This window comes from Cupriavidus sp. F041, from assembly GCF_057814235.1.
This window is the reverse complement of record NZ_JBVASY010000004.1, coordinates 245369-268652: the sequence shown is the minus strand read 5'-3', so window position 1 is coordinate 268652 and position 23284 is coordinate 245369. Positions and strand designations below refer to the sequence as shown.

Annotated in this window: 21 protein-coding genes; 4 read left to right on the top strand and 17 right to left on the bottom strand. The window is 61.6% G+C overall.

The features are described 5' to 3' along the window. Nucleotides 1-36: 36 nt before the first annotated feature. Entirely contained in the window at nt 37-621 is a 585-nt protein-coding gene (locus ACZY0R_RS42500) for a TetR/AcrR family transcriptional regulator (protein ID WP_488867715.1), read from the bottom strand. 668 nt (nt 622-1289) lie between these two features. On the opposite strand from ACZY0R_RS42500, the gene ACZY0R_RS42495 reads away from it, so the two are divergent. Continuing rightward, the gene (locus ACZY0R_RS42495; RefSeq protein WP_488867713.1) at nt 1290-4748 is read left to right on the top strand and encodes an adenylate/guanylate cyclase domain-containing protein; all 3459 of its coding nucleotides are present in this window, start codon (nt 1290-1292) and stop codon (nt 4746-4748) included. A gap of 272 nt (nt 4749-5020) precedes the next feature. On the opposite strand, the gene ACZY0R_RS42490 is transcribed toward ACZY0R_RS42495, so the two are convergent. From ACZY0R_RS42490 to ACZY0R_RS42420, 15 genes are all read right to left on the bottom strand, one after another. Further along, on the bottom strand, nt 5021-5182 hold the full coding sequence (locus ACZY0R_RS42490) for a CGNR zinc finger domain-containing protein (RefSeq protein ID WP_488867711.1): 162 nt from the start codon (nt 5180-5182) through the stop codon (nt 5021-5023). A gap of 16 nt (nt 5183-5198) precedes the next feature. Then, the gene (locus ACZY0R_RS42485) at nt 5199-5849 is read right to left on the bottom strand and encodes a glutathione S-transferase family protein (protein ID WP_488867709.1); all 651 of its coding nucleotides are present in this window, start codon (nt 5847-5849) and stop codon (nt 5199-5201) included. Between the two features lie 14 nt (nt 5850-5863). Then, nucleotides 5864-6934, bottom strand: coding sequence for a phenylacetaldoxime dehydratase family protein (locus ACZY0R_RS42480; protein WP_488867707.1), 1071 nt, complete (start codon nt 6932-6934; stop codon nt 5864-5866). Continuing rightward, complete coding sequence (locus ACZY0R_RS42475) at nt 6931-7890, bottom strand: carbon-nitrogen hydrolase family protein (RefSeq protein WP_488867705.1); 960 nt, start codon at nt 7888-7890, stop codon at nt 6931-6933. The genes ACZY0R_RS42480 and ACZY0R_RS42475 overlap by 4 nt, the downstream gene beginning before the upstream one ends. Nucleotides 7891-7913: 23 nt before the next feature. After that, entirely contained in the window at nt 7914-9548 is a 1635-nt protein-coding gene (locus ACZY0R_RS42470) for an MFS transporter (protein WP_488867703.1), read from the bottom strand. A gap of 470 nt (nt 9549-10018) precedes the next feature. Next, on the bottom strand, nt 10019-10765 hold the full coding sequence (locus ACZY0R_RS42465) for a TrmB family transcriptional regulator (RefSeq protein ID WP_488867701.1): 747 nt from the start codon (nt 10763-10765) through the stop codon (nt 10019-10021). A gap of 150 nt (nt 10766-10915) precedes the next feature. Continuing rightward, nucleotides 10916-12319, bottom strand: coding sequence for an alginate export family protein (locus ACZY0R_RS42460; protein WP_488867817.1), 1404 nt, complete (start codon nt 12317-12319; stop codon nt 10916-10918). A gap of 128 nt (nt 12320-12447) precedes the next feature. After that, complete coding sequence (locus ACZY0R_RS42455; protein ID WP_488867699.1) at nt 12448-13161, bottom strand: YoaK family protein; 714 nt, start codon at nt 13159-13161, stop codon at nt 12448-12450. A gap of 24 nt (nt 13162-13185) precedes the next feature. Then, nucleotides 13186-14100 (bottom strand): glyoxalase, encoded by a 915-nt coding sequence (locus ACZY0R_RS42450; protein WP_488867697.1) that lies wholly within the window; start codon nt 14098-14100, stop codon nt 13186-13188. Then, nucleotides 14097-14567, bottom strand: coding sequence for a DoxX family protein (locus ACZY0R_RS42445; protein ID WP_488867695.1), 471 nt, complete (start codon nt 14565-14567; stop codon nt 14097-14099). Before ACZY0R_RS42445 ends, ACZY0R_RS42450 begins: the two co-directional genes overlap by 4 nt. 1 nt (nt 14568) lies before the next feature. Continuing rightward, nucleotides 14569-16461: an amidohydrolase gene (locus ACZY0R_RS42440; protein ID WP_488867693.1), complete on the bottom strand. Its 1893-nt coding sequence runs from the start codon at nt 16459-16461 to the stop codon at nt 14569-14571. Next, complete coding sequence (locus tag ACZY0R_RS42435; RefSeq protein WP_488867691.1) at nt 16458-16748, bottom strand: DUF1427 family protein; 291 nt, start codon at nt 16746-16748, stop codon at nt 16458-16460. The genes ACZY0R_RS42440 and ACZY0R_RS42435 overlap by 4 nt, the downstream gene beginning before the upstream one ends. A 101-nt stretch (nt 16749-16849) precedes the next feature. Then, nucleotides 16850-17536 (bottom strand): hydrolase, encoded by a 687-nt coding sequence (locus tag ACZY0R_RS42430; protein WP_488867689.1) that lies wholly within the window; start codon nt 17534-17536, stop codon nt 16850-16852. 26 nt (nt 17537-17562) lie between these two features. Then, nucleotides 17563-17904, bottom strand: coding sequence for a carboxymuconolactone decarboxylase family protein (locus tag ACZY0R_RS42425; RefSeq protein ID WP_488867687.1), 342 nt, complete (start codon nt 17902-17904; stop codon nt 17563-17565). Nucleotides 17905-18297: 393 nt separating this feature from the next. Then, entirely contained in the window at nt 18298-18690 is a 393-nt protein-coding gene (locus ACZY0R_RS42420; protein ID WP_488867685.1) for a hypothetical protein, read from the bottom strand. Nucleotides 18691-19035: 345 nt separating this feature from the next. Here ACZY0R_RS42420 and ACZY0R_RS42415 point away from each other — a divergent pair, with 345 nt between their 5' ends. After that, nucleotides 19036-20127 (top strand): branched-chain amino acid aminotransferase, encoded by a 1092-nt coding sequence (locus tag ACZY0R_RS42415; protein ID WP_488867683.1) that lies wholly within the window; start codon nt 19036-19038, stop codon nt 20125-20127. A 141-nt stretch (nt 20128-20268) separates the two neighbouring features. On the opposite strand, the gene ACZY0R_RS42410 is transcribed toward ACZY0R_RS42415, so the two are convergent. Then, nucleotides 20269-21147: an IclR family transcriptional regulator gene (locus ACZY0R_RS42410; protein WP_488867681.1), complete on the bottom strand. Its 879-nt coding sequence runs from the start codon at nt 21145-21147 to the stop codon at nt 20269-20271. A gap of 132 nt (nt 21148-21279) precedes the next feature. Here ACZY0R_RS42410 and ACZY0R_RS42405 point away from each other — a divergent pair, with 132 nt between their 5' ends. Together ACZY0R_RS42405 and ACZY0R_RS42400 are read left to right on the top strand one after the other, a co-directional pair. Then, nucleotides 21280-22056, top strand: coding sequence for an enoyl-CoA hydratase/isomerase family protein (locus ACZY0R_RS42405; protein WP_488867679.1), 777 nt, complete (start codon nt 21280-21282; stop codon nt 22054-22056). A 9-nt stretch (nt 22057-22065) separates the two neighbouring features. Beyond that, complete coding sequence (locus ACZY0R_RS42400) at nt 22066-23274, top strand: CaiB/BaiF CoA transferase family protein (RefSeq protein WP_488867677.1); 1209 nt, start codon at nt 22066-22068, stop codon at nt 23272-23274. The last annotated feature ends 10 nt before the right edge of the window (nt 23275-23284 follow it).

Here is a 23284-nt window from a genome sequence, read left to right as displayed (position 1 = left end):
AGATCGGGGGAAACGGGGCGGGGCGAACGAGCGGCCTCAGGCGTCGGGAGGCGCGGTGTCGCGCGGTGCGACCAGCGCCATGAGCTGAGCGGCCACCGTGTTGAGCAGTTCGCGCGACAACTTCGGGTCCGACACCGCACGCGACATCGTCAGGGCACCGACGCAGGCGCTGTAGATCAGCATCGCCCGGGCGTCCCGGTCGCGAGCGTCGGGCGGCAGCCCCGAGGCGATCAGCGCGAGCAGGCGTCGTAGCCGCTCGGTGTAGAGCGCGCGGGCCTCGCTGCCGCTTGCGCCCGCCTCGTTGAGAAACGCCGCGATGCCGCAACTCGTTGCCGGCGCATCGCGATGCGACTCGCTCAGGTAGACGCGGATGGCCTGCCGCAAGTCGGCGCGGGCGCGTTGCGTCCAATGGTCGGTGTCGAGAAACGCCTCGGCCATCGCTTCGCGCACGAACGCCTCGCGCGTGGCGAAGTGCTTGTAGAAACCGCCCACGGTCAGCCCGGCTTCCTCCATGATGTCCGCCACGCCAATGCCGCGCAGACCGTGCATGCGCAGGCGCTGCGCGGCAATCGTGACGATGCGCGCGTGCGTGGCCTGCTTCGAGGCTTGTGAGTGTCCCATTGGCGTTGCGGGTCAAGGCAGCAATACACGTACTCTAACGGATATTCTGAAGGCCCAGTGCGATACCCGAGGCCGTTCGCGTGACGCGCGGCGCGCCACCCAGTGGCTCGACGCCCCGACATCGATCCCGGCCGCGTTCGGGAACACTTCGTCGTCTCGCTTGCGCGTGGACATGGCTTGCTCCATCATCGTTGATGAACGGCAGCGCCATGGGGAGCGTCGAATTCGACTCGATCTCCCAAACGGGATGTGGCTCGCGCCGCTCGCCACGGTCGCCGACGATTCCCGGACCAGGCTCAGAAGCGGGCTCACACTGTGGCGCTCAGTAATGCCATGGGCTCGCACCAATGACGTGTCGGTCATCGCGGCGCTGCCGTTCCGTTTATAGGGCAGAACCGTTTCTTTGCGAACGCCGGGCGCATCCATGGGCTTGGGAGGCTCAGAACGGCCCATCTCTGCCGCTAGCGAACTTCACAGTGAATGACTGATGTCGGCGCCGTTCCGCCGTAATGCACGTAGGAACGGTATCAGTCGATACCGGCGTTTCCCAGCCGGAATGTGTTGTATACGAATTGCCAAGTTCGGTCGCGCGGCATGACAGCACTGGTCTTGCGACGAAACGCATCGGGGTGTCTAATTCGCTGCAGGAAGTCCAGGAGGAGGCTCCCATGGTGCACTGCGCAAACTGCGGGTTCGAGAATGCCGTTGGAGCCAAATTCTGCGAGCAATGCGGCGCCAGGCTGGCGCGAATCTGTGCGCGTTGCGGCGAAGAACTGAGCCCGACGGCGCGCTTCTGCAGCGCATGCGGCGCACCCGTCAGCGAGTTGCTGCAGGCAGCATCCGCCGCTCCCGTTCATTACACCCCATCGCACCTCGCCGAACGCATCCGGGCCGAGCAGGCGGCCCTGGAAGCCCGTGGCGAAAACGCCGGCGAACGCAAGACCATCACCGCCCTGTTCGCCGATATGGCAGGCTCAACCGCCCTGATCCACGACCGCGACCCGGAAGACGCTCACCGCCTGATCACGCCGGTCATCGAACTGATGATGGAGGCCGTGCATTACTACGAGGGCTATGTGGCCAAGTCGTTGGGCGACGGGATCCTTGCGCTCTTCGGCGCGCCCATCGCCCATGAGGACCACCCCCAGCGCGCCTTGTACGCCGCGCTGCGCATGCAGGTAGCAATGCAGCGTCACAGTGACAGGCTTCGGCTGGAGCAAGGCATTTCCCTGCAGATCAGGGTAGGCATCCACACGGGCGAGGTGGTCGTGCGCTCAATCCGTAAGGACGACCTGCACACCGACTATGACCCAGTGGGGCACACGATTCACATTGCCTCGCGGATGGAGACCATGGCGGCGCTCTCTTCCATCCTCGTGAGCGAATCCACCCACAAGCTCGCGGAGGGCTATTTCGAGTTCAAGGCGCTGGGAATCGCGCAGGTCAAGGGCATCCCCAAGCCGCTCGCGGTCTATCAGCTGCTCGGGCTCGGCGCGCTGCGCACACGCTTGCAAGTGGCAGCACATCGCGGGCTGGCTCGCTTCGTGGGCCGCGAGGCCGAGCTGGAGGCGCTCCACCGCGCGCTGGAGCAGTCCACGGCCGGACACGGGAAAATCGTCGCGGTGGTGGGGGAGGCCGGTGTCGGCAAGTCGCGACTGTTTCACGAGTTCAAGGCGCGCGCGCCGCGCGGTTGCCTGGTGCTGGAGACCTTCTCGGTATCGCACGGCAAGGCCTTTGCCTACTTGCCGCTCATCGAACTCTTGCGGAACTATTTTCAGATCACTGCCCAGGACGACGAGCGGCATTGCCGCGAAAAGATCGCGGGCAAGGTGCTCACGTTGGACCGCAGCCTGGAAGACCACCTGCCCTACCTGCTCCATCTTCTGGGCATCAGCGATGTCGACGCGAAGCTGGTGGACATGGGCGCCAGCCTTCGGCGCGAGCGCACGTTCGATGCCATCACACGCCTGCTGGTGCACGAGAGCCGCAATCAGCCCGTGGAGGTCCTGTTCGAGGACCTGCAATGGCTGGATGGCGAGACTGAAGCGTTCCTCGCCTTCCTCATCGAACGCGTGGCGGATGCCCGGATCCTCCTGCTCCTGAACTACCGGCCAGAGTATCAGTCCGCATGGAGAGAAAAGGACAATGCCACCGAAATGCGGCTCGATCCCCTTGGCCCAGCCGAGGCGCAAGGCCTGCTCAGAGCGTTGTTGGGCGATGCCCCCGGGCTCGGGCCCCTCAAGCATCTCATCCTGCAAAAGACCGAGGGCAATCCCTTTTTCATGGAAGAGGTCGTCCAGACCCTGGTCGAGGAAAAGGCACTGCTCGGCGAACCTGGTCATTACCGCATCGAGACGACCCCGGCCGCGCTGCATATTCCGACCACGGTACAAGGCGTGCTCGCAGCACGCATGGACCGGCTGCCGCTGGCGCAAAAGGAACTGCTGCAGACCTTGGCGATCATCGGCAAGGAGTTTTCCTTGAGCCTGGTCCGGCAAGTCGCCGGGCAGTCCGATGAGCGCCTCTATCCCTTGCTGACCGGCCTGCAGGCGGGAGAATTCATCTACAGTCAGCCTGCCTTTCCGGAGGTGGAGTATGCGTTCAAGCACGCCCTGACCCAGGAAGTCGCCGGCAACTCCCTGCTCTCGGAACAGCGCGGCGCGCTGCATGAACGCACTGGCCGGGCCATCGAGGCTCTCTTCCATCACCAGTTGAAAGACCGCTGCAGCGAACTGGCACACCACTACAGTCTCAGCGGCAACATCCCCAAGGCGGTGGAGTACCTGCACTGCGCCGGGCGTCAGGCTGTTGACCGTTCGGCCCATCTTGATGGAGTCCGTCAGCTCAGTAAGGCTTTGGGACTGCTCACCGGGCTGCCTGACACGCCGCAACGCGCGCACCTGGAACTGACACTGCGCGTCACCCTTGGTCAAGCCCTGATTGCCGCGCGAGGCTATGCCGCGTCCGAGGTGGAGGCAAACTATGCGCGGGCGCTGACTTTGTGTGAAAAGGGTGGAGATAATTCGCAGCTCTTCCAGGTGAAGCTGGGATTGCGGATGTTTTTCCTGATTCGCGCACAGCACGTGACAGCGTATCAACTAGGTGAGGCGCTGCTCGGCCTCGCTGAGAACACGCAAGATCCGGTTTGGCTCGGACAGGCGCATATTGCACTGGGCGGAGCCGCACTCTTCATGGGCGATTTCGGCACCGCCAGGGAGCACCTGGAGCAGGGGATTGCCTGCTATAGGCCTGAACAGCATCCCACCCATGCCGCGCTTTACGGGCAGGACCCTGGGGTCCGCGGACTCAGCTTCCTGGCATGGGCCCGGTGGTATCTGGGCTTCCCGACTCAGGCCATCAAACGCAGCCAGGAGGCGCTGGCATTGGCCCGGGAGGTCTCTCACCCTTTCAGCATGGCATTAGCCTTAGTCTACGCGGCTCAGTTGCATCAGCTCCGGCATGAGGCGGAACTGACCCGCGAGCACGCCGAAGCAGCCATCGCGCTGTCGGTCGAGCAAGGGTTTCCGTTCTGGCTGGCATGGGGAACCATCCTGCGGGGTTGGGCAATGGCCGAGCAGGGAAGCCGTGAGGAGGGCATCGCTCAGATATGCCAGGGCGTCACCGCTTACCAGGCCACCGGCGCCGAGTTCGGACGGCCCTATTACCTGGCCCTGTTGGCCCAATCCTACATGAACGCGGGCCAAGCCCAGGCGGGACTGAACGTCCTAGCCGACTCGTTCGCCACCGTGGACATCACCAGGGAGCGCAACTATGAAGCGGAGTTGCATCGGCTCAAGGGAGAACTGCTCCTCCAACGTTCGAAGGTGCAGCCCGACCTGTCCTCCGAGCGCGAATCAGCGGAAGCGTGTTTTCATCGGGCAATCACGATTGCCAGGCAGCAAAGTGCGAAATCGCTTGAGCTGCGTGCCGCGGTGAGCCTCGCGCGGCTATGGCAGCTTCAGGGAAAGACGGAAGAGGCACGGCAGATGCTGGCCCGGGTCCATGGAGCCTTCGTGGAAGGGTTCGACACCGCTGACTGGCAGCAGGCAAGGAATCTGCTGGACACGTTAGATGCTACAGGAATTCCACCAACGGCTCCTGGAGATAGGGGCATCACCCACCCATAGCCGCCCAGGAGCGTCGAGGTTCGGCGCTTCGGCGATGCGCAGGCCGGTGACGCTGAGCAAGCTGGCAATCGACTCGTCTTCGCCTCCAGCTCGGCAGGTTGCGTGCGATCGGCTGTCTCCAGCGCGTTCAGACACCGCTGGATGCTTTCGTCGATTTGCCACTGACACTTGCCAATCTTTCCCGCCGTGAAATGGCGCGGTGTAGCACGCGGTCGATCAGCGCCCGCAGCCATAACTTCATGGCCGAACACATAGCCCCAGTTGCTTATGCGCTATTGGCGGGAGCGGTATGTCGCAAGCTTCGAAAGGTTGCCACATCGGCTCATGGAACACCACTTTCGCCTTAGACCTTGCGAGTCATCCAAAAATAATATCGGGCATTTCGGATTTGCGCGCGACTTCGATCGCGTAACTGCGGCCGGCGCTGGCCGCATGTTCCAAGCTCGGCGCTTATGCCGTGCTTGGCCGAGTTCCTGCATTCGGCATGGGAACGAACCCCGGCAAAGCTTCGATACGCTGGATCCAGGTTCGGATTGCCGGATACCCTTCGAGCGACAGACCGCCCTCCGGGGCATGGGCGATATAGGTGTACGCCGCGATATCCGCCAGCGAAAGACAATCCCCGATGGCAAACTTTCGCTTTGACAGAATGGACTCCACGACCGTGAATAGTCTTTGGCTGATATGGATTGCACTGGCCATTGGCACAAGTTCTTCGTCGTAGACAACGAGGCGGCGTGCCGCACATGGGCCAAATGCGATTTGTCCAGCAGCTAGCGAGAACCATTGCTGCACAAGTGCATTGCCTTCCGGATCTTCAGGGAGCCAAGAGGGCTCGCCATACTTCTTAGCCAAGTACACCAGAATCGCGTTTGAATCGTAGAGCGTCGTATCGCCATCAATGATGACGGGGACCTCCCCGAAAGGGCTCCGTACAAGAAATTCTGGCGTTTGCAGGTTGCCACTGTGCGGCTCGATATCGAACTTCTCGTAAGGCAGGCCGAGCAGCGACAATAGCAATTGAACGCGATGGCCGTGGCCCGAGTACGTCATCGAGTACAGTCGAATCGGAACCAAGTCTGTAGGTCTTTTGGTTGTCATGGTGTTCGTCCTCATCAGATCGCGGCGACGATCTTTCCCCATGCGTGGGCAAAACGGAGCAAGCCGGTGCCGGCGTGACAGTTCACGTACTCAAAAGACGGCGTCGTACCGAGAACGAAGACTTCGTGCCAGGTGACAACGCTGCGTGCGGCCCGATACTTCCGGCGCATCGCGAGCGCGTGCTTGAAGATGTCAAGATGACTCTTGTGTCCAGCAGCCCATTGTTCAAGTTGTCCAAGCGAAAGGAAGTATCCGTGCTTTGACGTTTCCTTCAGCTCGTTGCCCTCTTGATCCAACGTAACCAGTGCACGCAGTGACAAACAGCCTGTCGTTGCGGCATGGTCCTTAAGGTAGGCCATCCCCGTCTCAAGCTTGGGCTGAAGGTTGGTGTAGTAGTCGTCAAGTTGGTCGCCTTCTGCCTTCTCCCAGTACTGGCCAGAGCGAATGTTCACGACGTTGGGCGGAACATCAATCCGGATGCGGGCCCGCGAAGCGCCCAAGAACTCGCCCTGGGGGACTGATTCGCCGTAAGGAGACGCGAGAGGATCGATTGCAGAAATCGGCAGCCGGTCGCGCATCGCACCGAAATAGCCAGCGATATACATGGGTTCCAGTTCGCTGCCCTTTGTGCGAGCGATCCCGGCCCGATAGTACGGCTCTGAAAAGATGGTTTCGATCCGGTCATAAGGCACCGTAAGCGTTTCACGCCAGTAGCCTACATTCTCCTTTTCTCGCTCTGGAGAGGCGAACCAGGTGTTAAAGGCATCCTGGTGCTTCCAGATCGCGTACCGTGTAATGTCGGTCCAGTACGCAATAACAATCGAATTGGTAGACCCGGCCTCGTCGGTATGTCGCACCTCATCGAAGCAATCCGGGCCCCAGGCGCTTGCAAAGGCGTCGCGAGTCCTGTTGAAGAATGCGCGTTCCGTACCGAAGTCCGCCGGAGTACGTTGCACTGCGATGTAGTCCGACACAACGGTCGTATGGGGGGCGTTCCACCGGACGTGGAACTTCGGGGCGGCCGGTGCAAACTCTCCCGGCCGTTGGGCTGGGATCGTGCGCGGATACTCGATATGAAAGCTCATTTTGAATCGCTGGCAGGAAAGAGGGAGTAGCCACTATCGATTGACGGCTGGCTGTTTTCGTTTACCAGAAGACGGAAGACGTCTGGCCGTGAATAGTGGCCGACTGCGTCAAGGTCGTACTTTGCTCGAGGGATATCGTCTAGATCAATCTCGGCTACCAGGATCGTCTCTTCAGTAAAGTTGGGGCCCGCGATCACGTTGCCGAACGGGTCGACAATGCAACTACCTCCCACCGATACGATGCCGTCTTGTGGCTGGTCCTGGAACGCGGGGTAGTCCGCTGGATAATCAGAGCGGCGGGCGAACTGGTTGCTCGACAGAACGAAGCAACGGCCTTCGAGTGCGATGTGGCGCATGGTGGGTAGCCACGTATCTCGGCCGTCCGCCGTCGGCGCACAGTAGATCTCGACACCCTTGGCATACATGGCCGTGCGGAACAATGGCATGTAGTTTTCCCAGCAGATGGCGGCGCCAACGTTGCCAACCTCGGTCTTGTACACGGGCATGGTGGAACCGTCGCCACGTCCCCAGACGAGACGCTCTGCGCCGGTCGGACCTAGCTTGCGGTGCTTGCCCAGATAGCTACCGTCCGGGCCGAAAAACAGCGCCGTGCAGTACAAGGTGCCGCCATCGCGCTCGATTACGCCAATCACGATATGCAGTCGAGTCTCCCTGGCGATGTCTGACAGGGTGTCGACTGCGGGACCCGGGATATCCACCGAGCTGTCCCAATAGCGTCGGTACCATTCGCGGCCTTCCGGGCCACGATGGCCTACGACGGTATCGAAGCTCAGGCCGCGTGGATAGGCCGACAGGAACGCCTCAGGAAAGACGACGAGTTGTACGCCTTTGGCACTGGCCTCTTGAGCGAGGTCGTGTACCTTGGCGAGGCTGGCCTGCAGGTCAAACGACACGGGTGCCGCCTGAACAACCGCGACGGTCAATTTCTTTGCCATTTTTAGCTCCAAATTCATGTTACTCACGCGTGAGTGCGCGCAGCGTTTGCCGGGGAGGCCATCTCTTCATCCGTGCGGTTTTCACGCAGGAACAAGCCTCCGATCACTACAGTCAGAGCTGCGAAAATGACCGGATACCAGAGACCAAAGTAGATATCGCCGGTGAATGTCACCATTGCAAACGCGACAGCGGGGAAGAAGCCACCGAAGATCCCGTTTCCGACGTGATACGGGAACGACAGGGCGGTGTATCGAACACGCGCGGGGAACATTTCAACCAGTGCGGCGGCGAGCGGGGCGTACACCATCGCGAAGTAGACGCACAGGACGACCAGAAGGAGTATCACCATGCCGTGATTAATGCGGGAAGGATCCGCCTGGTTGGAATAGCCTGCCTGTTCCAGCGTTGTCTTCAGTGTGGCGGCATCAAAGCCGGTAAGCGTTGTGCTGCCGATTTGAGTAACCGGGCTCGTGGCGGCGGGATCAACGACATTGGCGTAAGGCACGCCGGATTTCGCGAGCACAGCCTTGACCTTGTCGCATTCCGTCGCTGGCGGATTCCTGCCGAGCAGGTCGATCTGGACGCTGCACGTGGAAGGCGCTGAGCGGACCGTCACCGGATTCGTGGCCGTGGCGACCTGGAGGCCAGGGTTGGCATATTGCGTGAGTGCCTTGAAGATGGGGAAGATCGTCAGCGCGGCCAGCAGGCAGCCCGTAAGGATTACCTTCCTGCGGCCAATCTTGTCGGAGACGGCAGCCGCGAGCCAAATCGCCGGCAGGCAGATGGCGAGCGCGACGGCATTAAGCAGACTCGCCGTGCCGATGTCCAGACGCAGCGTTTGCGTGAGGAAGAAGAACGAGTACGTTTGACCCGTGTACAGCACCGTCGTGACGCCCATGACCAGGCCGAAGAGGGCAATCAGCATGGCCTTGATGTTGGCCCAGCTACCGAAGGTCTCCTTGATCGGTTGCTTTGATGTTTTACCTTCCGCCTTCATCTTTGCATACACGGGCGACTCATGCAGAACAGTACGAATGTAGATGGAGACCGCCAGCATGAGTCCCGATAACAGGAACGGGATGCGCCAGGCCCACTGCTCGAATTCTTGGTCGAAGGTAGAGCGGCAGATATAGACAATGGCGAGCGAGAGGATGGAGCCGCCTGCGCCCGTCATCTGGATCCAGCTCGTATTGCGGCCCTTTCTGCCGGGGCTCGCGTGCTCGGCTACGTAAATGGCAGCGCCGCCATATTCACCACCCAGTCCAAGGCCTTGAACCACGCGAAGCAGCAGCAGAAGGATTGGAGCGAGAATCCCGACCTGTTCGTACGTCGGAAGCAGGCCAACGCAGAATGTGGCTCCCCCCATCAGGACGATCGTAATGAGGAAGGTGTACTTACGGCCGATCAGATCGCCCAAGCGGCCAAAGAGCAGTGCGCCCAGCGGACGTACGGCGAAGCCCACACCAAAAGCGATGAGGGCGAAGAGATAGGCACTGGACGGGGAAAGTGGGGCAAAGAAAAGTCTGGAGAATACCGACGCAACAGCACCGAACAGGAAAAAGTCGTACCACTCGAAGAGCGTCCCGAGGGTAGATCCGACGATCACAAGGCGCTCGTGCTTCTGCGACCGCTGAATAGTTGACGATTGTGTTGACATGGTCATCCTCTGCACAGTCCCAATGGATATTGGTGACTGAAGTCTAGAAGGCCGGTATTTTCACGTCAAAATTATGCGACCAAAATTTTCAAAAAACGTACTAAATAGATGATTTATAAGAAGAAATATTGTACTATCATAGCGAACGAAAGCGGTTTAAGTAATTCATGAGGCGCTTGATAACAAGCAACTTTCAGGTCGCTTCGGATTAAGCGCCTCTGCGTCCTCCGCAGAGTGCTCGTGTCGTCTTGGATAGTGGGACGTGTCTGATTTGACGATGAATCGTCCGATCCCTTAGTGACTATGGGCCAGGAGCGGCAGTGGGCTCCCGCCAAGTGCCTCGCTTGCGGCCGAGATTGCGCGGATCCACTGCCCTGTCAGGGCGGCGGCCGCTGCGGCAGGTGTAATGCACGCATCCCACGATGCGTGTTGCCGGAAGAGCGAGCGCTGGCTCGAGTCAAACCTTGGGCTTAGCTCGCACTAACTGGAGCGCTAACGCTCCAGAGTATTTCGAAGAGGCTCATCTGAAAAGCAAAGAACTCCGGGCTTTGGATCGACAGTGCATAGTGTTCGGCACGTGAGGAAATGATGGACACTTTGTCGTCGAATAGATAAGTTGTCACACCCATTTCAAAGTCCTCCGGTGCGCACCGAAGTTCTCGCCGGTCCTTTTTTGACGATCGCCATAAATCCCGAGAATCGCCCGGCCCAGTACGAATGACGCGCAGATTGATCCCTGCCTTCGCGCGACGGGCTATAAGATCATTGATGAAGTCAAAGCCTGGGGTACGGAACAGCTCGCTGTTAGACATGATCGCGCTGACTTCTTTCGATTGACATTCCAGCGTTTCACTCATGACAGTCTTGATGCCCTCCAATCCCGAGAAAAATCGGACTTTCGGTTTTCCTCCAGAGGAATTGTGAATGGAGCGGAGTTGAGGGAGAACCTCCTGAATGATTTGACGCTGAGATTCGATCTTGCGTAGCAGCATGATCGGATCCTGTGGAATTACATAAGAGCGTGCGCCTTTCTGGACCGTCGATACGAAGCCCGACGCTACGAGCCTGTCCAGCACTTCGTAGGCATTAGTTCGCCCGATACCCGCTTTTTGTGCGATCGCAGCAACAGTTGCTTCGCCCAGTTCCAGTGAGGCGAGGTAAAAGTCGGCCTTGTGGCCATCAATGCCCGCTGCTTGCAGCATTTCAACCATGTTCATGGATCGGATCCTCTTCTAGTCGATGCTCCAGATTTGAGGCGAATGGTACACGTGGCTCGCACGGGGTGCCGCGCCGACCCCAAGAGGGACTACTGCCATTACCGGATCGCAAGCTAGACAAAATGTTCACGTACCGTGGAAAGTGGCCCACTACCAGCCGTATTTTAGCTCCACCCCAACGTAGTCCGAATTGCGTCCGCCGATGTTACGAATCGAGTCGCCCACCTGGAAATGCACGGCTTCGACCGCTCCAGTCAGGTGCGCGGTAATGGCCCAGTCAGCACGCAGTTGCAGATAGGCGCCTGTCCATTTGCTGCCTCTTCCGGCCGTACCGGGCACAGGAACATTGGGCTGCTGGTACACGGCGTCCGCCGTCGTCTGACGCCACTGGAATCCGACTGCCCCCAGGATTGTCAGGTTACTCTTCGGTTTGACCCTGACCGATGGCTTGACGTGAAGGATGTTTGCATAGCCCGTATAGCCGGCAAGCGTGAAGTAGTAGCCATTGGGGAACAGGGGATTGAACGTGCCCAGGCTTCCGTCCCCTGGATGCTTGTCACCCGAAGCCCCATCGACCTGCAGCGCCAGGCGCGGTGACCATGGCATGTCAAGCGTGTAGCCGACGATGGAGCCCACGGCCCACGCATTGATGGATTTGTTTCCGACATGACCGGACTGGTACATCGTCTCGACATCCCAATCGATGCGGCCGGCCGTTCCAGAGTAGCGGAGATCGAAAACATTGCGATGCTCACCGCCCGCCGCATCCAGATAATTGGCGCTGGAGCGGTTATAGGCGGAGTAGTAGCCGGACAGGTCGCCGGGTCCGACATCCTTGCGTTCGAATCGCGCGCCACTAAAGGTCAGGCGACGGTTGGAGACATCGTCGAATCCCTCCGCATCGCGATATTGAACGGGCTGCGTCAGGTAGCCGATAAAGCGCCACTTTCCGTCTTCGTAGTCTGCCCAGACCGCATCGTAAGCCTGCCGTACATTCGGACCATCGCGCACGGAAATGAACCGCTGCAGATCGAACGCCATTTCCTGGCGTCCGACGCGAAACTTGAATGTGCCGGGACCCAACGGGCTGACCCATGCCACGAAGGCCTGCTCCAGGTCCACCGGATTCTTGTCGACGGGCGTGACCGCATCTTTGCCAAACGGCCTCGCATCTTCGATCTGGGCAAAAACCTGCAAATACGGACCAATACGCGCATCGGCGCTGATCTGCGCGCGTTGGATGACATAGGTGTCGTTGCGTGCCGTACCGAGTCCGAAGAGCGGCGCATTGTTGACCTCCATGCGCTCCCGCAAGTTCGCGCCCAGCGACAGATAGGATTTGGGATCCCCGCCAAGCGGGATGTACTTCAAGCCGTCGAGCGGCTCTCGTGGCACGCATGGATCCGCAAGCACCGACCAATCTTCCTGCCAGCGATTGAAAAGCACCTCGGGGCGCCTGGCGGAACAAGCAGGCACACTCTCTATGCTCGCTTCTTCGGCTTTCTCCGCATACGCATTTCCAGCGAATGCTAGCGTCAGAACAACACAGTTCATGACCAGGCACGAGAGAGCATTCAATTCGTAGAGGGGGCGGAACAATGCGCGAGCCATGGCGTTCACTCCTGTGTCACTTTTTGGTGCGCGCCAAGTGTTGGTCGCCGCAGGTAGTACTCGTTGCGAAGCTAGTGGCCGGCTGGGCTTGCCGTCCGACTTTGCTGGCTGCCGCCATCCATGAGGGTCTGAGGAGCGGTCACGACTTGTTGCCGTCTTGAAGCATTGAACGTCAGCCACAAGAGCGCGAGGACGGGCAGCAGTAGTGCCCAGAAGCCCACATTGCCGTAACCTATTGCGCCGCCCACAGCTCCGCATGCGAACGACGAGACCGCGGGGGCAGTTCTTTCCAGGCGTTCGCGCGAAGTGGTTTTCGTGTCGGATGAACTCGCTGGCGACAGCAGTTCAAATAGGTCCAGCACTATCTGCGTCACGTGTTCCGCCTTGACGGTGTTGGGCACATGTCCCTGCCGCGACATCAAACGGTCGCGTGCGTTTTGTACTCCCATCGCCGCCGCACCGAGCATCCCGCAAACGATGACCAGTGTGTCGTCGGGGTGAACGATGGGAGCGGCGGCAATGCCGGCGGCGCAAAAGGCAAGCATCAGCGCAGCCTGCATCGCGTAGACACGCCATGCCGCGTTTTGCGGTGCCACGGCTTCGCTACTCGCAACCAGACTCGTGATAACCACGCCGGCCAGGAAGGCGGGAATGGCCATCAGCTTCATCAGCACGAAGTCCTTGCCCATGGCGTGGGCAGTGAGCAGCCCGAAAAGTGCCACGACACTGAGGGTGTCGACGTAGCCAGCTATACACGCGAGCAGGGTGTCATCACATCTCATCATTCACCTTCCGTAATACGCCGTCCGTCACCGGACCGTTGCATGGATTTCTGCGATGTATCCGCCTGGGAACTGAACCAGCGCAGACTCGCGCCGGTCCGACGTAAACGGCCGCACCAGCACCGTTGCTCCGGCGCCTTTCGCCTTCGCCAGCGTGGCGGCGAGATTCTTGACTTCATAGCCGGTCATTTCGTAGCCGAAGGGGTACGGCAAATGCCCGTTGGTCACCAGTATCGTCATCTTGCCGAAGCCGGAGTCGAGTCTCACACGCCTATACGTGCCTGCCGGATTGCCGATCTCAACGCCGGCCGCATGCGGATCATCAGACACGACTTTACTGCGGGAGAAGGCAACAAAATCACGAATCAACGCATCGGCGCGCTCGGGTGACACATAGACGCGATTCTCCGGGACGGTTTCGAGGGCGTCATACTTGGGTGCCTGGCTGTGCCAGTAGAGTTGCATGTTGACGCCGCCAGGCCACGTAATGATGGCGTCGCGGCCGATCGGATCCGGGAACGTCGCAACCTTGACGTCCGCACCGTGCTCCCGGGCGGACCTGACGGCTGCGTCCATGTCTTTTACAAGATAGCCGGTTCGCTCGCTTCCGAAGGGATACGGGACGGGCGTCTTGAAGCCGAACACGGACACCGTGCCAACCGGGGTAAAGACGAGCTGCGACATCGTCTGACTGGGCGTCGGCGTAACCTGGAACACGCCCTGTTGTGACTTGTGGCCCCCAAAGGTTGCCACGAAGCTGTCCGTAAACTTGTCGAAATCTTCCGGCGCCACGTAGACGTGGGTCGTGTCGTACTGGGGGCCAACAGCGAGCGGTGGCGCGCTGGCGGACGCTGCCGACGCAACAGACGGCACAAGAGAGGACACAGCCAGGCCCGCGACGAGCGCCGCCGTGACAACGGCGGAACGAAGATTCAGGTTCATTGATGAAATTCCTTCCAGTTTTGGTGGAGGGCGGAATTGCCGATGAGGGGCGCCGCTCCAGCGAGGATGGTCGCCATGACCAGCGCGGCTATGAGGCCGAGGTGCTCGAAGAATCCATTCAACGCCATAAACCTCGCGTCTCCTGCCAGATTCCAGAAATCATTGGCCACGAGCATGGCGACCAACGTCAGCACGCCCAGCCCACCGGCGCCCAACCACAGCCATCGATTGAAGATTACGCAGACTGAGCCGCCAAGTTCGACAACGATGGTTGCCACGGCCCACAACCCCCCCGGGTGCAATCGGAAGTGTTCCATCTCGAGCGCGGCGGCGTGGAAGCCGAACAGCTTGGTCAGACCGCCTATGACGTAGGCGGAGACAAGCATGGCACGGGCAGCTGGCAGCAGCCTTGGCTGCGTGAGCAGGGCGGCAACCCAAGGCGGATTGACTTGCGCACGATAGTCCATGTCACACCGCCCAGCAGGCACAGCCCAGCGCACCCCAGAACGAGCGCAGGTTGGATGTCGGCGCATTGCTCGCCCAGGCGCGGGCATGGTCGTGCCCATGGACCGCACAGGTTTTTGCACACGCGCAGGACGCCGCGGCCACCTGCTGCAATGCGCGTTCGCGCTTGCCGTCCGAGTCCTTCCAGGCGCCAAAGCCACCGAATATGCGGACGGGAGACCAGTCAGGCATCGCCGGCGGTGGCGCATTGCGGTCAAGATGCTGGAAATCGCCGGCCCCGTAGACAACGCGGCCGCCAACGAGCGTCAGGTCCGACGTCGTGTTCACAATCTCGTCTTCAGGACAGGTGAAGAAGTCGCGGTCCGGAACGATCAGGTCAGCCAATTGACCGGCCATGACTTGACCCTTGGCGCCTTCCTCGTTCGAGAACCACGCCACCTTCTCTGTCCACATGCGCAGCGCGGTATCACGGTCAAGGAGATTCCGATGCGGATACAGGCGCAGGCCTCCGACGGTCTTGCCTGTCACCAGCCAGGCTAGAGACACCCAGGGGTTGTATGACGCCACGCGCGTCGCGTCGGTCCCGGCCGACGTTCGCACGCCTTTCTCCAGCATCCGCGCAACAGGCGGCGTCGCCTCCGCAGCCTTGGCGCCATATCGTTCGACGAAGTATTCACCTTGGTACGCCATGCGATGCTGCACCGCGATGCCGCCGCCGAGGGCGGCGATACGGTCCATCGATCGCTCCGAGATGGTCTCGGCATGATCGAAGAACCAGTTCAGTCCGCTCAGGGGAATGTCGCGATTCACCTTTTCGAACACATCCAGCGCTCTGCTGATGGTTTCATCGTAGGTGGCATGCATGCGCCATGGCCAGCGATTCTCGGCGAGCACGCGTACGACGTCTTCCAGATCCGCTTCCATCTGCGGCGGCATGTCCGGCCGCGGTACGCGAAAGTCTTCGAAATCTGCTGCTGAGTACACCAGCATTTCGCCGGCACCGTTATGACGGAAATACTCGTCGCCTTGCTTGTACTTGGACGATCTGGTCCAGTTCAGGAAGTCCTCTTTTTCCGCTTTCGGCTTCTGCGTGAACAGGTTGTAGGCCAGACGAATCGTCATTTGTCCCTCGTCTGCAAGCTTGCGGATGACTTCGTAGTCTTCGGGGTAGTTCTGCGATCCGCCGCCCGCATCGATGACGCTCGTCACGCCCAGCCTGTTCAGCTCGCGCATGAAATGACGGGTGGAATTGAGCTGGTACTCGAATGGCAGTTTTGGGCCCTTGGCCAGCGTAGCGTAGAGGACCGTCGCGTTTGGCTTGGCAAGAAGAAGGCCCGTTGGGTTGCCGTCGCCGTCTCGCATGATCTGCCCGCCCGGGGGCTCGGGCGTGTCCTTCGTGTAGCCCACGGCCCGCAGGGCGGCGCCATTCAGCAACGCGCGGTCGTAAAGATGAAGGATAAATACAGGCGTATCGGGCGCGACGGCATTGAGTTCGACGATGGTGGGAAGTCTCTTTTCGACGAACTGATTCTCCGTGAAGCCACCTACCACCCGAACCCATTGGGGTGGCGGCGTAATGGCAACCTGGCGCTTCAGCATGTTCATCGCATCGGCAAGCGAGCGCACGCCGTCCCACCGCAGTTCCATGTTGAAGTTCAGGCCACCGCGCACGACGTGCGTATGGTTGTCGATCAGCCCTGGCAAGGCGGACCGTCCCTTAAGGTCGATCACGTTCGTTGCCGGTCCTGCAAGAGACAGGATTTCGGCGTCGCCGCCAATAGCTGAAAATCGTCCGTCGTGGATGGCAACGGCAGTTGCGACTGGCTTCGCCTTGTCAAGCGTGGTAATCCGGCCGTTGTGCAGGATCAGGTCGGGGGTTTTGGCGGAGGTAATCATGAGCGGGTCTCCTCGTTCTTTGCAGTCTTGCGCACAGCCGTAGTGCCGGAGACGCCGTGCTGCAATGTGCCGGACGCTGCGGTTGCGTCATCTGATGCGCGCTTCACCGTTGAGTGGATGGCGCCACGGAAATATTGCTGACTGATCGGCATGAACTGCTCTCCGGCAAGAATGCCGAGCAGGCCGACCAGTGCAACGAGCGGCGGAGCCGGCGACCGCACGCCGATCAGGTAGTAGATGACGCCGACCAGAACGCCGGCACCTAATGAGAACAGATAGATCTTCATCGGGACATCTCTCTTGCAGCTTCTGGGCACGACAGTCCGGCCACACCGTTACGCCGTATGGGGCCGGACGCGGGCCACCAAATGAGACGGAGGGCCGCCGATTACTTTGCCGGAACCGGAGGCACGATCTCGTGAGAGCCGACCGCTCGCTGTGGGGCTTTGTGCACCATGGTGTAGGCGTAGTCGACGCCCATCCCGTATGCGCCGGAGTGTTCCCTGACCACACTCATGAGGGCGTCATACGTATCGCGACGCGCCCAGTCGCGCTGCCATTCGAGCACCACCTGTTGCCACGTCACGGGTACGACGCCGGCCTGGATCATGCGCTGCATGCCGAAATCATGTCCTTCCTTCGTAATGCCACCTGAGGCGTCGGCCACCATATAGATTTCGTACTCGGCATCGGCCATGGCGCTGAGTGCGAAGGTGTTGTTGCAAACCTCCGTCCACAAGCCCGAGACCACGATCTTCTTGCGACCGTTCGCTGCCAGCGCGTCACGAACCTTCTGGTCGTCCCACGAATTCATTGAAGTGCGATCGAGCAGGGGCTGGCCGGGGAAAACGTCGAGCAGTTCCGGGTAGGTGAATCCCGAGAAGCTTTGCGTTTCCACGGTCGTGATGGTGGTCGGGATGTTGAAGATCTTCGCTGCCTTGGCGAGGCCAACGACGTTGTTCTTCAGCACCTGCCGGTCCATGGACTGGACACCGAATGCCATCTGCGGCTGGTGGTCAATGAAAATCAGCTGGCTGTTTTGAGGGGTCAGTACTTCAAGCTTGGGATTGCTCATGATGGGATCCTGTCAGGGTGTAACGGTTAGGCTTGCTTCAGCGCGTCGATGGCATCCAGCACATGTGTGCTGTACGTAATGGCGGCGCCGGCGTTCAGGTTGATGGCGACGCCGAGCGCTTCTGCGATCTCTTGGTCGGACACGCCGAGCTTGACGGCCTCGGCTGCATGGAAGGCGATGCAACCATCGCAGCGCGTGGTGACTGCGACGGCAAGCGCGATGAGTTCACGCGTCTTCGCGCCGAGTTGCTCGGTTTTGGCGCCCGCACCAGCGATAAGCCCAAAACCGCGGAGGGTGTCCGGCGTGCGCGTGGACAGTTCTTTGAGGCGAGAACTGATGTCCTGGATTTCCTGTTTCCACTCAAGCATGAGATGGCTCCGTGAGATGACTTCGAAAGGAACGTATGTGGCCTGGTCCGGCAGCGCGCATCGCTGAGTGCAAAGCGCGCGACGGTCGCGTCGAGCTACTTGTCACGTTCAACGCTGGATGCAGAACGAGATCACGGGATCAATCCTAGGAGTCGGACATTTGACTGTCAAAGCTGCACGCATGAACAACCTTCAAAATCAATTAACCGTATGATTTATAAATATAAAATGTGTACTATAGTGGCGAACGAAACGGCCGGAAGTGCGTTCAGAGGCTTCGGGGGAAGAGCGATGCATGAGACCGGCGTCGACAAACTGCGGGTTGCACGCAAGCAGATCCCGCGACGACTGATACGGCCACGAAGGCGTAAGAATTGTTGAGCCTGGAGGGTTCTAGCTTGGTCGCGTGGGTATTGCGAGATGTGCAGAGCATCGATGGGCCGGACGCATTGACGTAGGACACTCGGTCATCGTCATCGCCGTACGCGAGACATAAGCAAAGCTGTGGCCAGCACCCTCATCTCGCATGGACTTGCCGACAATCACTTCAAACCGACCGTCCTGGTGGCGCTTGCGCCCCGCCAGCCGAAGGTAGCCGCCGTCAATGCCAATCGCGCGCACCGGACTGGGTTCCGCGATGTCGGGAGAACGAATGCTCGCCACCGTCTCCACCTGCTGCCGGGCATCGGTGGCCTGCTCCGCTTCCAGCCGGCGACCGAGCACGGTGACCTGGCGCCGGATCGAACTGGCCGCCAGCACATGATCAAGCGATGTTGGCCTTTGCAAGCCAGCCTTGCACCGCAGGCAGGGCAAACGCTGGTCCGGGCGATCGCGTCGGCAACCTGCGCCTCGATCAACGTGCGCTGCAGCCGGCCCAGCAATGACATGGCCTCCGCCAGGTGCATCCTACGACCAGCAGTGCATCCTTGCGGAAAAGGTCAGCAAGCTGTGCCGCGATGGCGCAGAGTGCCTGGCTTTGGGGGCCTGCAATGACATTGAAGACAAGCTGGGCGCCAGCATGCGATCATCGATGCCCCGGATTTCACGCAAAGCCACGTGCCATGCCGGCGGCAGACAGGAGTGTTCGCCCTGCTGCCGATCCCCAACGCCAGCGAAGGAAGACTCACGCTCATGACGCAACAAACCACTTTCAGCCTCGAACCCAACCCGAACGCGCTCGACGCGGCCACCCGGGATGCACTGATGCGCGACCCCGCGTTCGGCCGCGTCTTTACCGACCATATGGTGACGATCACCTGGCGTGAAGGACAGGGTTGGCAGGACGCCAAGGTCACCGCACGCAAGCCGTTCTCGATCGATCCGGCGTGCTCGGTGCTCCACTATGGCCAGGAGATCTTCGAAGGCATGAAGGCCTATCGCGGCGCGGATGGCGCAGTAACGCTGTTCCGCCCGCTCGAGAATGCGCGCCGCTTCCAGGCGTCGGCCAAGCGCATGGCCATGCCGGCGTTGCCCGAATCCCTCTTCCTGGAAGCGATCGAGCAGTTGGTGCGGGTCGACCAGGACTGGGTGCCGCGCGGCTCGGGCAGCCTCTACCTGCGTCCCTTCATGTTTGCGAACGAGGTGTTCCTCGGCATCAAGCCCGCCTCCGAGTTCATTTTCTGCGTGATCGCCTGCCCGGTGGGCCCGTACTTCAAGGGCGGCGACAAGGCCGTCTCCGTCTGGGTATCCGAGAACTACACGCGCGCCGCGCCCGGCGGCACCGGCGAGGCAAAGTGCGGCGGTAACTATGCCGGCAGCCTGGTCGCGCAGAGCGAGGCCACTGCGAACGGATGCGACCAGGTGGTCTTCCTGGATGCCGCCGAGCACCGCTGGGTGGAGGAACTCGGTGGCATGAACATCTTCTTCGTGATGGACGACGGCACCCTGGTCACGCCGCCCCTTAGCGGCTCGATTCTTCCGGGCATCACCCGGGCTTCGGTGATCGAACTGGCCAGGGAGATGGGCATGACGGTGGAAGAGCGCCGGTATTCATACCCCGAGTGGGAGGCGGATGCCCAAAGCGGACGCCTGGCCGAGGCCTTTGTTTGCGGAACGGCGGCGACGCTGGTGGCCATCGGCGAAGTGCGGTCCGCGCGGACACGCTTTGCGATCGGGAACGGCACCGCCGGCAACACCGTCAAGGTGCTAAGGGAGCGGCTGGTGGAGATTCAGCGCAACCAGGCCGCTGGCCCTGCCGGCTGGGTCCATCACGTCGGTTTGTAAGGGTGCGTGCAGGACGCTTAGGTTCGGGCCCGTCTGATCTGCCGCTTGGCAAACTGCGGGCCAAACCGGAAACCATCGCGCAGTTCGGATTCTCACCTCGCTGCGCCATGCCGGCCCCGTGCTAGCCGCCGGCCGCCATGCTTACTCCACGCCGTCCTCCACCCCGCATGACACGCTGATCTTCTCGATCAGACCGAGCAGCAGCGGCGCATAGCGCGCCACATCGCGCGGCTTTTCGCTGGGCTTGTGCGGGAAGCTGATATTGAGTCCGTACCATTGGTGGTCCGGCCCGCGGAACGCCGCGCCCACGGCGGTCAGGTGACCCGGCTGGTAGTTGGCGGTGCAATAGCCTTGCGTCTGGGCCTGGGCAATGCCGCGCGACAATTCCTTGTGCAAGACCGGCCATTCGTCGCCGGCCTTCTCCGCGATCCGCACGAGGAAATGGTCGCGTACGCCGGCCGGCACCGCGGCCAGCCACGCCATGCCGATCGAGGTCAGTTCCATTGGAACGCGCGTGCCGGGCGCTACACGCCGGGTGCGCGATACGCTGTCGCGGCTGTGGCGCACCGCGGCAAGGTAGACCATGGCTGTCTGGTCGGGCACGGCCAGGCCGACATTGACCTTTTCCGCCTCGGCGATCTTGCGCATCAGCGGCAGCGCGATATCGGGCACCGCGGTGGCGTGGTGGAAGGCGTCCGCCAGGCTCACCACCACGGCCGCCAGCCGGTAGGCGCGCTCGGTGGCGTCGTAGCGCAGGAAGCCGCTGTCCACCAGCGAGCGCGTGAGGCGGCTGACGGTGGGCCGCGGCAGGCCGGTGCGCGCTGCCAGGTCCGCATTGGTCAGGCTGGAAGAGCCGACGCGGAACGCGCGCAGCAGCATCAGGCCACGTTCGAGCGACTGACTGCCTCCAGTCTGCCGCGTGAACCGGCCGGTACTGTGCGTGAGTTCGCGGCTCGAAGGCGATTTGGCGCAGGAGTCCGGGTGGGAAACGGGGTCGGAACAGGGTTGCGGATCAGGCATGTAGTTGGCCGCAGGCCCGCCAATCCAGCGTCGGGGCACTGCAAGTAATTTCAGTATCCGAAATTGTAGTGTAGCGCGGGAATCCGCATCGGCGAATACTGGGTGCCTTTCCACTTCCCGGAGCCCTTCGCCATGACCGCGGCATCCACCCCCGAAATCGTCCTGACACGCGACCAGCATGTTGCGCAGATCGAGATCTCCCGCCCGCCCCATAACTTTGTCGACGCCGATGTCATGCGCCGGCTGGCTGAAGCGCTGCTGCAACTTGACGAGGACGACAGCTGTCGCGCCGTCGTGTTGTCGTCTGGCGTGGGCGCCTTCTGCGCCGGGGCCGATTTCAGCGGCGCCGACCAGGGCAGCGTCTCGCGCGATCCATCGGCCTTCTACGCGCAGGCCATGAAGCTGTACCGCAACCGCAAGCCCATCGTGGCGGCGGTGGAGGGTGCCGCGATCGGCGCGGGGCTGGGCCTGGCGCTGGTGGCGGATTTCCGCATCACATGCCGCGAAGCGCGCTTCAGCGCCAGCTTCAACCGGCTCGGCTTCCATCCCGGCTTTGGGATGAGCGTGACACTACCGCGCCTGGTCGGCGAGCAGCAGGCCGCGCTGCTGTTGTACACGGGCAAGCGTATCGACGGCGAAGAAGCGGTGCGCATCGGTTTGGCCGACGAACTGGTGGCGCAGGCCGAGGTGCGTGCCCGCGCGCTGGCGCTTGCGCACGATATTGCGGCCTCGGCACCACTGGCCGTGGAAAACACGCGCGAGACGCTGCGCCTGGGGCTGGCCGACCGCATCGTGGAGGCCAACCAGCGTGAGCTGACCATCCAGCGCGTGCAGTTCGCCACAGCGGATTTCCGCGAAGGCGTGGCGGCGATGGCCGAGCGCCGCGCGCCCGTCTTCCAGCGCCGCTGAGGGGGCCGCATGCAACATCAGAAAACCGTCTGCGCGGGCCCGCTCGAGGGAATTCGCGTACTCGATCTGACTTCGGTGGTGCTGGGCCCCTTGGCCACGCAATCGCTGGCCGACCTGGGCGCGGACGTCATCAAGATCGAAGGGCCGGAAGGCGACCTCATGCGCGCCAACGGCGTATCGCGCAACGCCGGCATGAGTTCGATCTACCTGGCGCTCAACCGCAACAAGCGCTCGGTGGTGCTGGACCTGAAGACGCCCGCGGGCGCGGCGGCGCTGCGCCGCCTGATCGCCGGCGCCGATGTGCTGATCCACAATATGCGCGTGGCCGCCATCGAGCGGCTGGGCTTTGACTACGCTGCGGTGGTAGCGTTGAACCCGCGCATCGTCTACTGCGTGGCCACCGGCTTTGGCCAGGACGGCCCGCACCGCGACAAACCGGCCTTCGACGACATCATCCAGGCCGCTTGCGGGCTGGTGTCGCTGGGCTCCGCCGCCGGCAGCCGGCCCGAGTACGTGCCTAGCCTGATCGCCGACAAGACCACCGGGATGGCGCTGGCCAACGCGGTGATGGCCGCGCTGCTGCATCGCGAGCGCCACGGCACCGGACAATCAGTGGAGGTACCGATGCTGGAAACCATGGCCAGCTTCGTGATGGCCGAGCACCTGGCGGGGTTGACCTTTGAGCCCGCCACCGGCGCGGCCGGCTATGCGCGCCTGCTGCAGGGCGGACGGCGGCCGGCGCAGACTGCGGACGGCTGGATCTGCGCGCTACCGTACACGGACCGCCACTGGAGAGCCTTTTTCCACGCCGTGGGCCGCGACGACCTGGCTGACAAGTACAACATCGCCAGCCGCGCGCAGCGCAACGCCCACATCCGCGTGCTGTACCAGCACCTCGCGGAGATCACGCCGACCCGCACTACGAAGGAGTGGATGGCGCTGTTCGAGACGCTGGATATCCCGGCCACGCCGATCTATACGCCGGACGAATTGCTGGCGCATCCACACCTGGAAGCGGTCGGGCTGTTCCAGCAGACCCAGCATCCCACCGAAGGCCCGTTGCGCGAGATGCGGCCCACGGCGCGCTTCTCCGCCACGCCGCTGTCGCTGCGCCGCCACGCGCCGACGCTGGGCGAGCACACCGATGAAGTGCTGCGCGAAGCCGGGCTAGCCCCTGAAGACATCGCCCATGCGACGGGCGGCCGGGACGCCGGCTGAAGCGGCACGC